The organism is Pseudomonas akapageensis (assembly GCF_011355085.1).
In the GTDB taxonomy this organism is placed as follows: domain Bacteria; phylum Pseudomonadota; class Gammaproteobacteria; order Pseudomonadales; family Pseudomonadaceae; genus Aquipseudomonas; species Aquipseudomonas akapageensis.
On the sequence record NZ_VXCP01000051.1, the window covers coordinates 1 to 15,237 of the forward strand.

The window sequence follows — 15,237 nt, forward strand, 5'->3', positions numbered from 1 at the left end:
CCTCAGCCCCCGATCCACCCCCCGCCTTGCCTTCCCTGCGCTCATTCATCCAGCTACCCACCTTCTCCCCGAACTCAGCCGGCGCCTTGCGCCCGACCCGCCGGGCCAGGTCCAGGATGGTCTGCTGGGCCAGCGCTTCTTCCATGCGCTTCTGCGCCGTCAACATCACGCCATGCACCGCGCAGGTACCGGCCACGGCCCAGGCCGGTGTCGAGCCCTCGAACAGGGCACAGCGTTCGCGTACCTCGCGGCAATCGAAGATCGCCTTGTGGCCATCGATCGCGACGACGATATCGAGGACGGTGATTTCATCCGAGGGTCGGGCCAGCTTGAAGCCACCGCGAACGCCTTCGGTAGCGACCACGAGTTTGGCCTTGGCCAGCTTGGTGAAGACTTTCGCCAGGTATTCATTGGGCACACCCTGCAGTTCGGCAAGGTCACGCACGCTCGCCTCGCGGCTGTCGCCGAGCTCATCGACCAGGAAGAGCAGGCAATGGATGCCGTACTCGACTCCTGCACTATAAAGCGACATCGTAATCTCCGACCAGATTTGTCGTATAAAGCTATCAATTCCATGACTCGATCACAAGCTGAAAGCGGAGGCCGGCGACCGGCTGTCACCTTGCGCGATTGGTATGAATTATTTTGCAGAAACACAATTTCAATAAAAACAATAGGTTGAAGTATAAATCCGAAAAAACCAGCCGGCGCGCACCGACCACTCGTGAGAAAAAAGCTTGCGCCTTTAAACTACGATCAATACAGTCGTAGTTGTCGAGCAGGCATCGGCACCCAGCAGGTGCACGAACAGCTCAAGCCCTTTCCGTCACAAGGTGCAAAAATGAAACAGCAAATTTTGATCGTCGGTGCAGGTTTTGGTGGGATGTGGAGTGCTCTGGGCGCTGCACGGCTGGCAGACATGCACGACCGTTCGGACGTCGAAGTGACCGTCCTGGCACCCGAGGCGGAGCTGCGGGTCCGCCCGCGTTTCTACGAGGCGGAAGTTCACCAGATGAAGGCGCCGCTGGGAGATCTGTTCGATGCAGTGGGCGTCAAGTTCATCAAGGGCTCGGCCGAGCGGATCGACAGCGAAGGCAAGCGTGTCGAATACACCGACGCCCAGGGCGTGAAATCGGTCTTCAATTACGACCGCCTGGTCCTGGCCGCTGGCAGCCGCGTGGTCCGACCTAACCTGACAGGCGTCAACGAGCATGCCTTCGACGTTGACCAGATCGAACAAGCTGCCCGCCTTGAAAGCCACATCAAGGCGCTGCACCTGCAGCCGGAGTCGGTTGCACGCAACACGGTCGTCGTTGCCGGCGGTGGCTTCACCGGGATCGAAACCGCAACCGAAATGCCGGCGCGCCTGCGTGCCGTGTTGGGCGCAGATGCGGACATCAACGTTATCGTCGTCGACAGGGCCAGCGAAATCGGCGGCGCACTCGGCGACGGCATCCGCCCGACGATCGTCGAGGCATCGCAAGAGCTGGGCATCAAATGGCACTTGAACGCATCGGTGGTCTCGGTCGATGCCGATGGCGTCACCCTCGCGGATGGCCAACGCATCGAAGCCAGGACCGTGGTCTGGACCGTGGGTGTGCGCGCCAGTTCGCTGACCGAGCACATCCCCGCCGAGCGTGATGCCTATGGGCGCCTGCACGTGGACAGCAATCTGAAAGTGATCGGCCAGGACCACATTTATGCCACCGGTGACACGGCCTATGCCGCGACCGACGATGAAGGCAACTATGCCTTGATGACTTGCCAGCATGCGATTTCACTGGGTCGTTCGGCGGGCCACAACGTTGCGGCTGACCTGCTGGGCATTACACCGATCCCTTACAGCCAGCCGAAGTACGTCACCTGCCTGGACCTGGGGGCCTGGGGTGCAGTGTTCACCGAAGGGTGGGATCGTCAGGTCAAATTCGTTCGGGAAGAGGGCAAGCAGATCAAGACCCAGATCAATACCCAGTGGATCTACCCGCCGGCAGCCAATCGTGAAACAGCCTTGGCGGCTGCGGATCCGATGATTCCTGTGGTGGCTTGAGTCGGAGTGTATGGCTCGGGTAAGTAGTTAAGGCAGAAGGCGTCATCGCGGGCAAGTCGGATCGCCGCACCGCCGCTCCCACAGGGGGGACGCAAAACCCTGTGGGAGCGGCGGTGCGGCGATCCGACTTGCCCGCGATCCATCGCAACGCGATGGCATCAAGACGGTTAAGCAGACAATCTAGCGTTTACTTGATCATCGTCCGCAAATCATTTGTCATTTCATTGATCGCTGCCTTGAAGTCGTTCGCCGTTACTTGCTGGCTCTCGTTTTCCAGGGTTTTACCGAAGAGCTTGCGCACGACCTTGACCAGAGGCTGGCCGGTCTTGGTATCGTTGATGTAACCCTCGACATAGAGCTCGGTGTCCTGATCGCGGTGCCCGGTGGCCGCCTGGGTGGCACCGACTACAGCCGCGATGGGAACCACTTCATACCACTTCATCCCTTCATTGGAGGCCGATACGCCTGTGATCGCCGCACGCAGGGTCATAGCGCGCGCTCCGGCCGGTATCGCTTTTTCACTTGAAACGACCTGGTACTTTTCGGCCAGTGCCCCCCTCACGCTGTCGCTGGTATACGCCTGCAGCTGCTGCAGCGTTTGAACATTGACCCGTTCATTGGGCTTGGGGGCCGGGTACATTTCGAGCTTGTTGAATACCACGGTGTTGTAGCTGTCCGGCGCAAAACCCGGCGCCATCCAGCGCAGTGTCGGCTTGCCACTGGGCGAAGTCTCTTCCTTGAGGCCGTCATAGCTGGGCAAAAAGCCCGAGTACTGTTCCTTTTCCGTTACCTTCGAAGTGCAACCGGCCAGCAGCAGGCCGCTGATGGCAATTCCAACCAGCAATTTACGGGACATATTCATTTGTCTCTGCACTCCTGGGATTGAAAATTTTCTTCATGATTCTCGGGCTTAGAAGCGCCAGGTCATGTTGCCGGTAAAGGCCTGAATCCAGGCATTGTCGAACTGCCCGGACGTGCGCACGCCCGACAAGGATTTGGTCTGGTCGACCGGCATGTCGCCCAGCCAGACCGTTACCCAACTGAGATTCAGGTCAGTGTCCGGCGCCAGTGAATAGGTCCAACCGGCAGCCAGGCGCCATGACTCGCCCACCGGGAGCAGGAACGCGCGGTCGGAATCGTCGACCGCCGAGCTGTCGTACGCTATCCCGAAACTCCAGAGGTTCTCGGGCGTGGCCTGAAACTGTCCACCCACGGCCAGCTGCCAGGTGTCCTTGAAGTTGGCGTTGACGGTGGTCGACTGGGTACCGGCCACTGCGGTGTCCACGTCAACGCCGATGTCACCGAATTTCGACCAGTCCTGCCAGTTGGCCGAGGCCAGCAGCGCCCATTGTTTGTCGAGTTGGTGGTACAGGCTCAGGGTGACGGTTTGCGGCACCTTGATGTCCAGCTCAGTGTCCAGGCCATTGATTCGTTGCAGCAGCGGGCCGTCGCCGGTCACCGCCAGGTGGTCCTTGAAGTCCAGCTTGATTTCACTGGTGTAAGCCAGGCCGATGCGTGTGCCGGGCTGGGGCGCATAGATCACTCCCAGATTGGCGCCATAGCCCCAGGCGCTGTCCTTGTACTTGAACTGCCCGTCGGCGCGATCGGTAAACCCGAACGGCGCCCGGTTGATCGCAGCCTGGGACTGGATCATGCCGTACATGGCCTTGACGCCGAGGCCTACTGACCATTGATCGTCGAAGCGATAGGCGATGCTGGGCACCAGTGACAAACCGGCGATGCTTGCATCCTGGTCGAAATAGCGCCCGGACCAGTCGTTGTCGTATTTGATTGCCAGGCCGAAATCGCCATAGGTGCCGAAGCCAACACTCCACTGATCATCCAGTTGATGGCTGACGAAGAAGCTGGCGCCGGGGATCGGGTCCAGGATGTTGCCACTGCCGCTCCCGGTACCGTTGGTTGAATCGTCGCGGTCGAATTTCAGGTCGCCGTAGAGAATCTGCGCACCCGCGGTGATCTGGGTGCCCTTGAGGTAGGTCATGCCCGCGGGGTTGCTGGCGATGGTCGACGGCCCCTGTGCCCGGGCGGCAGCGCCGGCATTGGCCAGCCCTGCGTTATCCGTGGCGATTTCGTACAGCATGATGCCACCGGCATGGCTTTGCGCGTGATAGCAGAGGGGCAGCAGGAACACAGTGTAGACGGATAGCGCATGCAATTTTGACTGCATAAAGCCCTCGGAAACGGAAGGATCACTGCTATCGATCACGATTGAAAGGGTGGGTGTCGTAATGCTTGAGAAGTATTGCCCAAGATGCCGAAAAGTCCATGAATTCACGGGCGGGTTGATTGGCCTGCCCGTGGAAAACGTCTCGACCGTCACCGCGCATCAATTCTTGGGCACGACCCTGGCCTGGCTACCACTGCCTTCGATATACACCGGCATGCCCTTGCTCAGTGCCGGATTGACAGGTTGGGTTACCGACACCAGCACACCGCTAGTCACCCGTACGAAGATCTGTTGCGCGGCCTGGGGCTGATCGTACTTTTTCTTCTCGGCGTAGTTGCCGCCCGCCGCACCGGCAAGGGCGCCGGCGACCATGGCCACGTCGCGGCCCGTGCCCTTGCCGATCAGGCTACCAAGGGCGACACCGCCCAGGCCGCCGAGAATGGCGCCGACACCGCTATCGTGATTGGTTTGAATCTGGGTTGGCACGATCTGCTCGATGCGTCCGGTGCGGATCTCCTCTTCACCTGGGCTGGCTGCACTGCTGTTTGAACCCATGCCGGCACAAGCGCTGAGCAACGCGCCGCAAAGACCGATCACCAGCCAGGAGGCGAACCTTTTCATCGCAGTATCCATCCATTCAGTTTGAGTTGAGGGTGCAGTGGCACGGCGTCCGATAGCACGACAAAGCGTAGTTCAGAAAACCTGACCTATGCTCAAACGGGTCAGGTAAACCCCGGGTTTGAGCCCGCGAAGCCGAAAAAGGAGCTGCAAATGAATAAAGGCTTGCAACTGGCCCCCTTGATGGCGCTTGCATTCGCCTGGCCTGAACTCGGCCTGGCCGAAAGTCAGGCCGATAGTCAAACCGAGCTGGCCAAGCAGTCCCTGAACCCGGTCGCGGCGTTGTACAGCCTGCCAATCCAATACAACTGGAACCAGAACCTGGGCCCCACCAATAACGGCATTCAAAGCGTCACCAACATCCAGCCGGTGCTGCCGTTCAGCCTGAACGAAGACTGGAACCTGATTTCCCGTACCATCCTGCCCATCATCGACCAGCACGGCCTGCTGCCCGATGGAGCCGCCGACAAGTCCGGTGTGGGTGATACTACCCAGAGTTTCTTCTTTTCCCCCAAAAAACCCACCGAAAGCGGCTGGATCTGGGGCGCGGGCCCTGCGATTTTGATACCGACCGGCAGCAATGAACTCATGAGCAGCGAGCAATGGGGGCTTGGGCCGACTGCGGTGGCGCTCAAGCAATCCAACGGCTGGACCCGTGGCATTCTGGCTAACCATATCTGGACGCTCGATAACAGCCCGCCGGATGACAAGGAGAAGGTCAACCAGACGTTCCTGCAGCCTTTCCTGAGCTATACCACCCATACCTATACCACTTTCGGCATCAATACCGAGTCCACCTACGACTGGGAGATCAAGGAGTGGTCAGTGCCGATCAACCTGTTCGTCACCCAGCTGTTCAAGGTGGGCAACCAGCCCATGAGCCTGCAGGTGGGGCCGCGTTATTGGGCGCACAGCCCGGAGGATGGTGCTGAAGGCTGGGGGTTCCGGGTAGCGTATACCTTGTTGTTTCCCAAGTGAGTGTTGCAGATGAGGCCCTGATGGATAACATCGAGCCTCATCCAAAGGATTGAAATCAGGAGCACCACGTGGCCAGCAAAGAAGCGATAGCACACTTCATACGCACAGAGTTCCCGCAAACCCGCGTCGTCGTCGAAGCAGTCGGCGATATGGGGGCCACTGTCTCTCAGGACATTGGCGAGGCCGACCTGCGCCCGGGCGGCACGGTTTCCGGGCCCACGCTCATGGCCCTGGCCGATGTGGCGTTGTATGTCGCGGTGCTGGGGGAGATCGGGATCGTGCCCTTGACGGTCACCACCAGCCTGACGATCAACTTTCTCAGAAAACCCGAAGCGCACAGGCGGGTGATCGGGCAATGCCGACTGATGAAAGTCGGCAAGACCCTGGCGGTGGGGGAGGTGTCGCTGTACTCGGAGGGTGTGAGCGAACCCGTCGCTCACGTGGTGGGGACTTACGCCATACCGCCCAGGTCGGCGACCTGATACAGCTGCGGGCGGCGATCGGCGTGCAGGTCGTTGTGAGTACTGATGCGTTTGTTGCGCGCATCGGCCAGGTGCAAGGTCGCCTGCAAAATCTGCTCGCCGCCCAGTTCCATCGGCCCGGCTGCAGGGTAGCCATCAGCATCGACGATCACCGAACCCTGCACCCAACCCACGCCACGCTCATGACCATGACGGTCGCAGGCTGCGATGAACATCCGGTTGACCGACGCATTGGCCTGCACCCGCACCACCTCGGCCGGGCGCTCGGTCAGTGGCCGCGGACCATCGGGCCAATTGACCGGGGCACAGAGCAATTGCGCGCCCGCCAGCGCCGGCAAGCGTACCCACTCCGGAAACTCCAGGTCGTAGCAGATCATCATGCCGAGGCGGCCAAAGGCCGTTTCCACCACCGGTGGCGGAGCGTCGCCGGCGCTGAAGATGGCCTTTTCCGCATCCCACAGGTGCGCTTTGCGGTACACCGCGCGCAGACCCTGGGCATCGAACATCGCCGCACTGTTGGCCAGCTCATCACCCGCCAGGCGCTCGCAAAAGCCGCCGACAATGACGATCTCAAGCTCCAGGGCCAGCGCCTTCCATAAGCTCAAGGTCGGCCCGTCCGGGGTTTCCGCCAGGGCCAGTGCCTCATCCCGGTCAGCGAACACGTAGCCGCTCTGCACCAGCTCGGGCAACACCACCACCTGGGCACCGCGCGAGGCTGCCGTGCGAATCGCCCGCTCGGTCAGCGTGCGGTTGTAGGCAAGGTCGCCAACCTTCGGCGCCACCTGGCAGCACGCCACCTGGATACTGTTGAGTGCACTCACTGGATGACACTCTCTGCGAGGGAGTCGATGACCTTGCGTTCATGCGCAAGATCGATCGAACGGCTGAGGATGAAATAGGTCAGGCCGGAAACCACCAGACCGACCAGCCAGGAGATATCCACGCCTTCGAGCAGACGTGCCATGGGGCCGACGAACACTTCCTGTCCGGCACTGGCATCGAAGATGTAGAAGAACGGCACCATCGCAGCGAAGCCCACCAGGTAAGACACGATCCCACGGAACTGCCAGGCCCCGTAGATACCCTTGGGAGTAAAGAAGTGCGGGATCGCGTAGCGGCCTTTACGGACGAAGAAGTAGTCCACCAGATTGACCGCGGTCCAGGGCACCAGGAAGTACAGCAGCAACACCAGGAAGGTATTGAGGATGGCGATGCCGTCGCCCTTGATCGACAGCACGCAGCTCAGCAGGATGATGCTGATCGCGAAGATGGACATCACCCGCGCACGCGGCGTCGGCGTGATCTTCTTGATCGAGTCGACACCGGTCAGCAGCGTCAGCATGGCGCTGTAGGTGTTGAGTGCAATGATTGGCAAGAAGCCCAGCACCGAGACCAGTACCAGCACATTGCCCAGCCCCGGAATCATCGAAGAACCGATCTGGTTCAATGCTACCAGCGCGTCGGTGGCCTGCAGTTGCTGCGCGAGCCAGGCACCGAGGCCGATCATCCAGCTGCCGGACAGGGAAGCACCCAGGAACACCGCCGTGATCAACTTGGTGCGGCTGGTGTTCTTTGGCAGATAGCGCGAATAGTCGGACACATAAGGCGCATAGGAAATGTTGTAGCTGGCACCAATGGCAAACAGGGTGGCGAAGGCGATCCAGCTGAAGCCCAGTGTGCTGGCCGGCGCGGTCTCGGGCTGGCCGACACCGAACATCAGGGCAACGGTGACCAGCGTATACAGGGGCAAGGTCGCCAGCAGCGCCCACTTGAACGCCTTGTGCATCAGGTCGTGGCCGTAGATTGCCAACAGTGCGCCGATCAGCACCACCGCGCAGGCGACGATCGTCGGGTCAAAGCCGAACACATGCTTGAGGCCATCGATGATCAGCGAAACGTTGACCACATTGAAGCCGACGAACACGAACATCGTCGCCATCAACGCCAGGATCACCCCGCGATAGCCGAACTGGGCCCGCGACTGGATCATCTGCGGCAAGCCCATCTCCGGCCCCTGGGAGCCGTGGAAGGCCATGAACAGGGTACCGAACATGATGCCCAGCGCACCGGCCAGCATGGTCCACAGGGCCGACAAGCCCAGGCTTGGGCCGACAAAACCGATGGAAATGGTAAAGAAGTGGAAATTGCCCAAAAACCAGAAAGGCCCCTGGCTGCTGAGCTTGGCGTGGCGTTCGTTTTCCGGAATGTAATCGATCGAATGGCCTTCGATGGCCAATCCACTGCTGGCTTCGACAGCCTGCGCGGAATGATTGGACCCTGACATACGATTCTCCTGTGCATTGAATCGATGGTAATTGTTTTTATGGGTGATGCTGCCAGTGAGGTATGCGCACCAGACTTGCGGCGAAGCGCCGGTTCCGCTGCAATGTAGGCATTTGGCGAGGGCGGTAAAATATCCCGCGTCAACTCTTTACATAGATAGGTGTCTATGTGATCGCCAATGGGGAGCAGGCATGCTGGGAACCGTAACCGAGCTGGATCTGCGCCTGATCCGGATATTTCTTGCCGTGGTGGAGGCGGGGGGGATCTCGGCCGCGCAAACCACTCTCAACACCACCCAACCGACCATCAGCGCGCAACTGGCGTCGCTGGAAGCACGCCTGGGTTTTCGCCTGTGCGAACGCGGCCGCGCCGGCTTTGCCGTCACGCCCAAGGGCACCCAGTTCATCGACGCCGCCCGCCGCCTGCTGGCCGCCGCCGAAGGCTTTCGCGTCGAAGTCCAGCACATCAATCGCACCCTGTCGGGCAACATCAACATCGGCCTGCTTGGCCAGATCGACCCCACGGCCAACAAGAAAATCGCCCTGGCCATCGCCCGCCTGCGCGCCCGCCATGACGGGTTGTACTTTCACTTCACGGAACTGTCGTCATCGTTCCTGGAAGAGAAAATCATCAACGGTCACCTGGACCTGGCGATCGGCTACTTCTGGCACCGCTTGCCCAGCATCGACTACTTCGCCCTGTTCAAGGAAACCCAGATCGCCTATTGCGGGCCGACGCACCCTTTGTTCGACAAGGTCGGGACGCTGAGCAGCCAGGACGTGGCCGAGCACGACTGGGTCTGGCCCAGCCACCCGCTACCGGAAATGCCCGCACCCACCTCGATCGAACGCCTGACGGCGCTGACCGACAGCATGGACGGGGCTGCACTGCTGATCCTGTCGGGGCAGCACCTGGGTTTTTTACCGCAGCACTATGCGGCCAGGCACGAACAGCTGGGGCAGTTGCATCCGCTCAATCCCGAGCAGTTGCGCTATGAGGTCGACTTTCATGCGGCGGTAAGGCACGCGGCGCGGCAGCGGGATGTGGTGAGTGCGTTTTTGGCGGAGTTGATGGATGTTTTTGCTGCGCCGTGATTCCTCGTGACCGGTTGTTTCTCGTTCCCACGCTCCGCGTGGGAATGCATTTTGCGACGCTCTGCGTCGCGCGCGAACACGTCGACGCTGGAGCGTCTGGCGCTGCATTCCCACGCAGAGCGTGGGAACGAGGAAAGATCCATGGAAATTCGCATCTATAATTGCCCCCTACAAATTGTAGAGCGAGCACCCGATGAGCGATTTTCAAGGAACTGCGCGAGAAGTGCTGGCGTTCTTGCGGCGTCGACTGGGTTTTGATTTGTGGATGATCACCCGCACCAAGGGTGACGATTGGACGGTGTTGCAGTGTGAAGACCACGGTTATGACGTGCATGCCGGCAAGGTCTTCAACTGGAGCGATTCGTTTTGCTCCGAGATGGTGAAAGGCAACGGCCCACGTATCGCGCCGGATTCGGATCAAGTGCCTGTCTACGCAGCGGCAGCCATCGGCCGGCAGCTACCCATCCGCGCCTACATCGGCGTGCCCCTGGAACTGGCCGATGGCAGCCTGTTCGGCACGCTCTGCGCAATCGACCCGCAGCCCAAGCGTGAAACCATCAAGCAAGACCAGCAACTGGTCGAGTTGATCGGCATGATGCTCAGCAGGATTTTGCAGATTGAGCTCAAGGCCGATGAGCAAGCGAGCAGGGCAGAGCGATTTGAAGCGCTGGCGCTGACCGATGACCTGACGGGCGTGTATAACCGTGCCGGCTGGAATCAACTGGCCGCCTGCGAGGATGAGCGCAATCGCCGTTTTGGCCAGTCCTCGGCCGTGGTGATCGTCGATCTGGACGGACTCAAACGCATCAATGACCGCGACGGGCATGCCGCCGGCGACGCCTTGATCAAGCGCGCCGCCAGCGCCTTGCAACAGGCATCGCGAACCGACGATATCGTGGCAAGGCTGGGCGGCGATGAGTTCGGTGTCATCGGCGTCAATTGCGACCGGGCTGGCGCCCAATCACTTCGCGACCGCGTCAGGCATGCGCTCGATCAGGCTGGGGTGAGCGCCTCCGTGGGCCTGGCCATGTCCAATGCGGCGAGCAGCATCAACTCGGCCATGACCTCGGCCGGCCAGCGAAATTAATTGGCACTGACCGTAATCTTTCCGATCATCTGCGGATGCAACGCACAAAAATACTCATATACCCCCGGCGTATCGAACACGTATGAAAAGCGCTCATTAGTGTCCAGCGCGCCCGAGCGAAACACCTTATGCGTTTCCGCAACCGTGTGCGGTACCTGATCGTCATTGACCCAAGTCACCTTGGTACCTGGGGCTATCTTCAACTCCCTGGGCCCATACATGAATGCCTTGATGTCGACTTCCACCTCTTGCGCCCAAGTGGAAATCGGCACCATCAGACAGAGCAGCGAAAGCACCTGAATGACCTTTTTCATGTGAGCCCCCTCAAACCAGTGTCGAGTCGATCAGCGCCAGCGGGTGTTCACCCTGTGTCGCCTTCACATCGGTAACTCCCAGATAGTTGCGCAGTTGATCCGCCGCCACCGTCATCGGCCCCGGTGCGGGCGCGGTGCCGGGTGCCGGTTGCGGATAGGCCGTGCCGCGCGCGGTGTGGAAGGTAATATTGCCCTCGACCTTCTGGATCACCTGATGGATATGCCCATTGAGGATCGTCACCGAGCCAAATTTGCGCAGCATGGCAATGGCCTGGTCGCCGTCTTCCGTACCCCAGCCCCATGGCTGGTAGATGGTCCACAAGGGGATATGTGTGTACACCACCACCGGAGTGCTCGTTGCCACGGCGCGCAGGTCATCGACCAGCCACGCGAGCTGGTCGGCACCGAGGGTCGCTTCATGGCCAGCCTGGAAATTGAAGACATTCACCAACGCAATGAAGTGCACGCCATGGTCGTCGAAGCTGTACCAGCCATTGCCCAGGGTGCCTTTGCCGTAGCGTTCCAGATAGAGCTTGCCGCCTCCCTCGTCGAGGGTGTCGTGCTCGCCCGGTACATAGTGCACGGTTGAGGGCAGACCTTTGAGCAGTTGCGCAGCGGTGTCGAACTCTTCTGCCTTGGAGAGGTGGGTGATGTCCCCTGTGTGAAGAATGAGTGAAGGTCGCACGGGCAGGGCAACGACCTTGTCGATGGCCACCTGCAGCGTCTTCACCGGGTCGGGGTTGGCTTCCTTGTTGAAGCCGATGTGAGTGTCGCTGATCTGCACGAAATGGAAGTTGCCGGCCAGCGCTTTGGGGTCCGAAACCTGGCCATTGTCATCCAGAGCAAAGGCCTTTGGAATCCCGCCGTGCAATGCCCAGATGACGCCGGCACCGGCCCAGGCCGAACACAGCAGCAGCGTTCTGCGGCTCGGGTCCAGCGGGGCGTCGGTGCGTTTTTCGTATCTTGCTGAGTGAATGCCCATGGGTACACCCTCGGTAGCGGTCTACAGTGATGAACTGACACGATGTACAACCGAACGGGGCGGGCGTTTATTCCAGGCGAAAAAATAAGTTTTCTGGCGGGAATAAAACAGCACGCAGCAGGGTTATACGGGTGGGAAGGGGCCGCAATCACCATGAAGCGATTCGAGGAACTGTTTGCGCCGCACATGAATGCGGCTTACAACCTCGCGCGCTGGCTCACCGGCAACGACAGCGCTGCCCATGACGTGGTGCAGGAAAGCGCCTACAGGGCCCTCAAGTTCATCGACAGCTTCGTCGACGGTAACGCCAAGGCCTGGTTTCTGACCATCGTGCGCAACGAAAGCTACAACTGGCTGAAGGTCTCGGCCGGCAACCGATGGGTCGCCATAGGCGATGAAATACCAGCGGACGACCTCGCCCTGGGCCACGGCCAGACACCGGAACTGCACGCCATGCATGCCGAAGACGCCGCCCTGGTGCAGCAGGCCCTGCAAGCCCTGGCTCCGGTGTTTCGCGAGGTGATCGTGCTAAAGGAACTCGAAGGCATGCCCTACAAGGACATCGCCAGGGTGGTCGACATACCCTTGGGCACCGTCATGTCGAGACTGGCCCGGGCACGCACGATGCTCAAGCTGGAACTATTGAAGTTGCACAGCCATGAATGACATGAACTGCACGGTCTGCCATGAACTGATTCATGGCTACCTGGACAACGAACTGGACACGGCGATGGCAACCCAAGTGGCTGAACACCTCGCCGCGTGCGCCGACTGCCAGCGCCTGCACGACGAAGCCAGGATGTTGATAGCCGGCGTGAAGGCACACGCACCCTATTACCCGGCACCTGACGCCCTGACTCAAGGTGTGATGTCCAAAACGAAATCACGGGCGCCTTCGGCCAGGCGCTTTTGGGACCTTCTGCGAGACGCACCGCAACAGTGGCTTATGCCTGCGTTCTCGGCCGCAGCACTGGCCATTGCACTGGCACTATACGTGGCCACCCCATCAAGCGAACAACCCTGGATGGACGAGGCCGTGTCCAGCCATGTGCGTTCACTCATGGCTGACCATTTGAACGACATTGCCTCCTCCGACCGGCACACCGTAAAACCCTGGTTCACCGGCAAACTTGACTTCTCGCCACCGGTTTTCGATTACTCGGTACAAGGCTTCCCGTTGCTCGGCGGGCGCCTGGACTACCTGCAACACCAGAACGCAGCGGCGTTGTCCTATGGACGGGCGAAGCACATCATCAACCTGTTCATTCTGCCAACGAGTGCGGCGGACAAGCCTCGGGAACATTTGGCGATTCGGGGCTACAACATCGTCGCCTGGCAGCGGGATCACATGCGATTCATCGTGGTGTCGGACCTGGAGAAAAGTGAGCTTGAAGCCTTTAGCCAGCTGGTGGAAAAGGGACCGATCTGAGCGCCCGGAGCTCGAGGTTCGGATGATCAGTCTATGTTCAGGACAAACTTTTTTTCATACCGTGGCTGTTCGTCAATCAATGCCACCACTTCGACGGGGTGCCTGCCTTTTTTGGGATGATCGAGCTCGAAGCTGAAAAAACTGTCACCCTTCTTCATGCTCTCGAGCTGGGCCTCGGACGCCCAGAAATAGCGGCCGCGGGTATCCTCTTTATAGGTCCACGTGGCTTTTCGAAAATTCAGTCGCGGGTCGAAATAAACCCGCAAGTCGGTGACGGCATCATCATCGACGCTTGCCCGAATCCTCAGAATTGAAACCCCCGCGGCTGACAGATGATCGAGTCCGTCCACGGTTGCACCATGGTCGGTCGGGAATCTGGCCTTGAGATCCAGTTTTGGTCGCACCTGCATACCTGTGTTGCGCTGGTGATGCGCGACCTTTTCGATTTGCTTGGCGATCTCCGTACACGCCGGGCTGACTACGCTCTGTACTTTCTCCCGATCATCAAGCTTGAACGGAAACGCAGTGATGCCGAACAGATCGGAGGGCAACTTGAAATCGCAGATGTCGGGGTAGAAGAAAAACGCACGATCCCTGCCCAGGCGCCCCATGAACAGGCCCAGTTCGAAAACGACATTGTCCCGTGGTGCCGGCACAGGAGGGACATCTTTGCTCTGCGTCCAGTCATCGTTGGAGAGCACCAGTACCGCGAAGTCGCACTCGCGCAGGCGTGCCTCCAACGATTCCAGGGTGGACGCCCCTGGCGACCAGGTGCCGAAATGGTACCAGGCGTCCACTTCGACAATGTCGAAGCGTTGGAGCGAACCCTCGATCTCCCGCGCGAACCACTCGGACTCGCGAGATGAGCCCAGGAAAACCCGTTGCGAGTGCAAGCGCATGTGCATCTCCCTGGTTTTCAGCCACTGTGTGATGTTTTTCACCAGGCAATGAAAATGCACACTGCCATGCTTCAGCATAGGCCATGGGCGGGCGAGAACAGGCTTCTGGTCCATGCACTATGCTCTCGCAGGGATACCCGCGGCCAGAAGGTACAGGGCAGCGAGGAGGGTGGAGTGAACAGAATCTGGCTGTGGGTGCTGGCCCCTCTGGCGCAGGCTGCGCAACCGGTCAGCTCTATCGTTCGTGAGGAACACTATGTGGTGTATGGCCAGACGATCGAGGATATCCAGCGATCGATAAGCGACAGAACCCCGGTACGCAGCCCACAAGGTGCATTCGCCGGCAATACCAAGACCGTGTACCAAACGACCTACAGGCTGGTCGATGTTTCGCAGACGGCGTGTGCCCTGCAGAATATTGCAGTGAAGGTCGAGTCAGTCATCACGCTCCCACAACTGGCGCCCGGCAACCTGTCGCCGGCGGTCGCGGACGAATGGCGTCGTTACTACACGGCGCTACGGGCACACGAGTACCTGCATGTGGAGAGCGCCCGGGAGTCGGCTAGAGAGACGCAGCAATGGCTGGCCAGCATGAGGATCAGCGGGCCGTGCCAGGTAGCGAGGCCGCAGGTTCGGGTCGCCATCGAGGCGTATATCCTCAAACTGGACGAGCGCGATAGGCAGTTGGATGTCATCACCGATCACGGCCGGTCGCAGGGCGCCCAGCTGGATGCCCGGGTTCGATAGGGAATGCCTCTACCTCGTTCCCACGCTCCGCGTAGGAATGCCTCCTCTGACGCTCCGCGTCGCGTTCAAAAGGCCCGACGCAGAGCGTC

General features: G+C 60.0%; 17 protein-coding genes. 8 read left to right on the top strand and 9 right to left on the bottom strand.

Annotated features, from left to right (window positions below):
* The coding region (locus F2S13_RS26030) for an RrF2 family transcriptional regulator (RefSeq protein ID WP_166366326.1) at window positions 1–532 on the bottom strand (532 nt) is incomplete at its 3' end.
* Between the two features lie 309 nt (window positions 533–841).
* Here F2S13_RS26030 and F2S13_RS26035 point away from each other — a divergent pair.
* Window positions 842–2,047: an NAD(P)/FAD-dependent oxidoreductase gene (locus F2S13_RS26035; RefSeq protein ID WP_166366328.1), complete on the top strand. Its 1,206-nt coding sequence runs from the start codon at window positions 842–844 to the stop codon at window positions 2,045–2,047.
* 187 nt (window positions 2,048–2,234) lie between these two features.
* Here the strand turns inward: F2S13_RS26035 and F2S13_RS26040 are convergent, their stop codons facing one another.
* The 3 genes from F2S13_RS26040 to F2S13_RS26050 form a co-directional block, all read right to left on the bottom strand.
* Window positions 2,235–2,909: a DUF3313 domain-containing protein gene (locus F2S13_RS26040; RefSeq protein ID WP_166366330.1), complete on the bottom strand. Its 675-nt coding sequence runs from the start codon at window positions 2,907–2,909 to the stop codon at window positions 2,235–2,237.
* 48 nt (window positions 2,910–2,957) lie between these two features.
* Window positions 2,958–4,235: an OmpP1/FadL family transporter gene (locus F2S13_RS26045; RefSeq protein WP_166366332.1), complete on the bottom strand. Its 1,278-nt coding sequence runs from the start codon at window positions 4,233–4,235 to the stop codon at window positions 2,958–2,960.
* 159 nt (window positions 4,236–4,394) lie between these two features.
* A complete protein-coding gene (locus F2S13_RS26050; RefSeq protein WP_166366334.1) occupies window positions 4,395–4,856 on the bottom strand; it encodes a glycine zipper 2TM domain-containing protein in 462 nt (153 codons plus the stop codon).
* Window positions 4,857–5,036: 180 nt separating this feature from the next.
* Between F2S13_RS26050 and F2S13_RS26055 the strand changes: the two genes are divergently transcribed.
* On the top strand, window positions 5,037–5,831 hold the full coding sequence (locus F2S13_RS26055; protein ID WP_425500248.1) for a transporter: 795 nt from the start codon (window positions 5,037–5,039) through the stop codon (window positions 5,829–5,831).
* Window positions 5,832–5,899: 68 nt separating this feature from the next.
* Window positions 5,900–6,313 carry a hotdog domain-containing protein gene (locus F2S13_RS26060; RefSeq protein ID WP_166366338.1) on the top strand — a complete coding sequence of 138 codons (414 nt, stop codon included), beginning with the start codon at window positions 5,900–5,902 and terminating at the stop codon, window positions 6,311–6,313.
* Here the strand turns inward: F2S13_RS26060 and F2S13_RS26065 are convergent.
* Complete coding sequence (locus F2S13_RS26065) at window positions 6,283–7,134, bottom strand: nitrilase-related carbon-nitrogen hydrolase (RefSeq protein WP_166366339.1); 852 nt, start codon at window positions 7,132–7,134, stop codon at window positions 6,283–6,285. The two genes, F2S13_RS26060 and F2S13_RS26065, sit on opposite strands and share 31 nt — an antisense overlap.
* A complete protein-coding gene (locus F2S13_RS26070; RefSeq protein ID WP_166366341.1) occupies window positions 7,131–8,597 on the bottom strand; it encodes a purine-cytosine permease family protein in 1,467 nt (488 codons plus the stop codon). The genes F2S13_RS26065 and F2S13_RS26070 overlap by 4 nt, the downstream gene beginning before the upstream one ends.
* A 190-nt stretch (window positions 8,598–8,787) precedes the next feature.
* Between F2S13_RS26070 and F2S13_RS26075 the strand changes: the two genes are divergently transcribed.
* A complete protein-coding gene (locus F2S13_RS26075) occupies window positions 8,788–9,690 on the top strand; it encodes a LysR family transcriptional regulator (RefSeq protein ID WP_166366343.1) in 903 nt (300 codons plus the stop codon).
* 193 nt (window positions 9,691–9,883) lie between these two features.
* Entirely contained in the window at window positions 9,884–10,777 is an 894-nt protein-coding gene (locus F2S13_RS26080; RefSeq protein ID WP_166366345.1) for a sensor domain-containing diguanylate cyclase, read from the top strand.
* Here the strand turns inward: F2S13_RS26080 and F2S13_RS26085 are convergent.
* The gene (locus F2S13_RS26085; RefSeq protein WP_166366347.1) at window positions 10,774–11,091 is read right to left on the bottom strand and encodes a cupredoxin domain-containing protein; all 318 of its coding nucleotides are present in this window, start codon (window positions 11,089–11,091) and stop codon (window positions 10,774–10,776) included. The genes F2S13_RS26080 and F2S13_RS26085 overlap by 4 nt on opposite strands.
* 10 nt (window positions 11,092–11,101) lie before the next feature.
* Window positions 11,102–12,073 carry a metallophosphoesterase family protein gene (locus tag F2S13_RS26090; protein WP_166366349.1) on the bottom strand — a complete coding sequence of 324 codons (972 nt, stop codon included), beginning with the start codon at window positions 12,071–12,073 and terminating at the stop codon, window positions 11,102–11,104.
* A gap of 153 nt (window positions 12,074–12,226) precedes the next feature.
* Here F2S13_RS26090 and F2S13_RS26095 point away from each other — a divergent pair, with 153 nt between their 5' ends.
* Window positions 12,227–12,739 carry a sigma-70 family RNA polymerase sigma factor gene (locus tag F2S13_RS26095; protein ID WP_166366351.1) on the top strand — a complete coding sequence of 171 codons (513 nt, stop codon included), beginning with the start codon at window positions 12,227–12,229 and terminating at the stop codon, window positions 12,737–12,739.
* Window positions 12,732–13,502 carry an anti-sigma factor family protein gene (locus F2S13_RS26100; protein WP_166366353.1) on the top strand — a complete coding sequence of 257 codons (771 nt, stop codon included), beginning with the start codon at window positions 12,732–12,734 and terminating at the stop codon, window positions 13,500–13,502. Before F2S13_RS26095 ends, F2S13_RS26100 begins: the two co-directional genes overlap by 8 nt.
* 26 nt (window positions 13,503–13,528) lie before the next feature.
* Here the strand turns inward: F2S13_RS26100 and F2S13_RS26105 are convergent, their stop codons facing one another.
* Window positions 13,529–14,515: a nucleotide-binding protein gene (locus tag F2S13_RS26105; protein WP_166366355.1), complete on the bottom strand. Its 987-nt coding sequence runs from the start codon at window positions 14,513–14,515 to the stop codon at window positions 13,529–13,531.
* A 60-nt stretch (window positions 14,516–14,575) separates the two neighbouring features.
* On the opposite strand from F2S13_RS26105, the gene F2S13_RS26110 reads away from it, so the two are divergent.
* Window positions 14,576–15,148 carry a DUF922 domain-containing protein gene (locus F2S13_RS26110; RefSeq protein WP_166366357.1) on the top strand — a complete coding sequence of 191 codons (573 nt, stop codon included), beginning with the start codon at window positions 14,576–14,578 and terminating at the stop codon, window positions 15,146–15,148.
* The last annotated feature ends 89 nt before the right edge of the window (window positions 15,149–15,237 follow it).

Bases quoted from the DNA above. Each gene is read 5' to 3' on its own strand.
- F2S13_RS26045 (WP_166366332.1), bottom strand. From the start codon at position 4,235: ATGCAGTCAAAATTGCATGCGCTATCCGTCTACACTGTGTTCCTGCTG.
- F2S13_RS26055 (WP_425500248.1), top strand. From the start codon at position 5,037: ATGGCGCTTGCATTCGCCTGGCCTGAACTCGGCCTGGCCGAAAGTCAG.
- F2S13_RS26070 (WP_166366341.1), bottom strand. From the start codon at position 8,597: ATGTCAGGGTCCAATCATTCCGCGCAGGCTGTCGAAGCCAGCAGTGGA.
- F2S13_RS26105 (WP_166366355.1), bottom strand. From the start codon at position 14,515: ATGGACCAGAAGCCTGTTCTCGCCCGCCCATGGCCTATGCTGAAGCAT.
- F2S13_RS26075 (WP_166366343.1), top strand. From the start codon at position 8,788: ATGCTGGGAACCGTAACCGAGCTGGATCTGCGCCTGATCCGGATATTT.
- F2S13_RS26040 (WP_166366330.1), bottom strand. From the start codon at position 2,909: ATGAATATGTCCCGTAAATTGCTGGTTGGAATTGCCATCAGCGGCCTG.
- F2S13_RS26035 (WP_166366328.1), top strand. From the start codon at position 842: ATGAAACAGCAAATTTTGATCGTCGGTGCAGGTTTTGGTGGGATGTGG.
- F2S13_RS26050 (WP_166366334.1), bottom strand. From the start codon at position 4,856: ATGAAAAGGTTCGCCTCCTGGCTGGTGATCGGTCTTTGCGGCGCGTTG.
- F2S13_RS26090 (WP_166366349.1), bottom strand. From the start codon at position 12,073: ATGGGCATTCACTCAGCAAGATACGAAAAACGCACCGACGCCCCGCTG.
- F2S13_RS26100 (WP_166366353.1), top strand. From the start codon at position 12,732: ATGAATGACATGAACTGCACGGTCTGCCATGAACTGATTCATGGCTAC.
- F2S13_RS26080 (WP_166366345.1), top strand. From the start codon at position 9,884: ATGAGCGATTTTCAAGGAACTGCGCGAGAAGTGCTGGCGTTCTTGCGG.
- F2S13_RS26085 (WP_166366347.1), bottom strand. From the start codon at position 11,091: ATGAAAAAGGTCATTCAGGTGCTTTCGCTGCTCTGTCTGATGGTGCCG.
- F2S13_RS26095 (WP_166366351.1), top strand. From the start codon at position 12,227: ATGAAGCGATTCGAGGAACTGTTTGCGCCGCACATGAATGCGGCTTAC.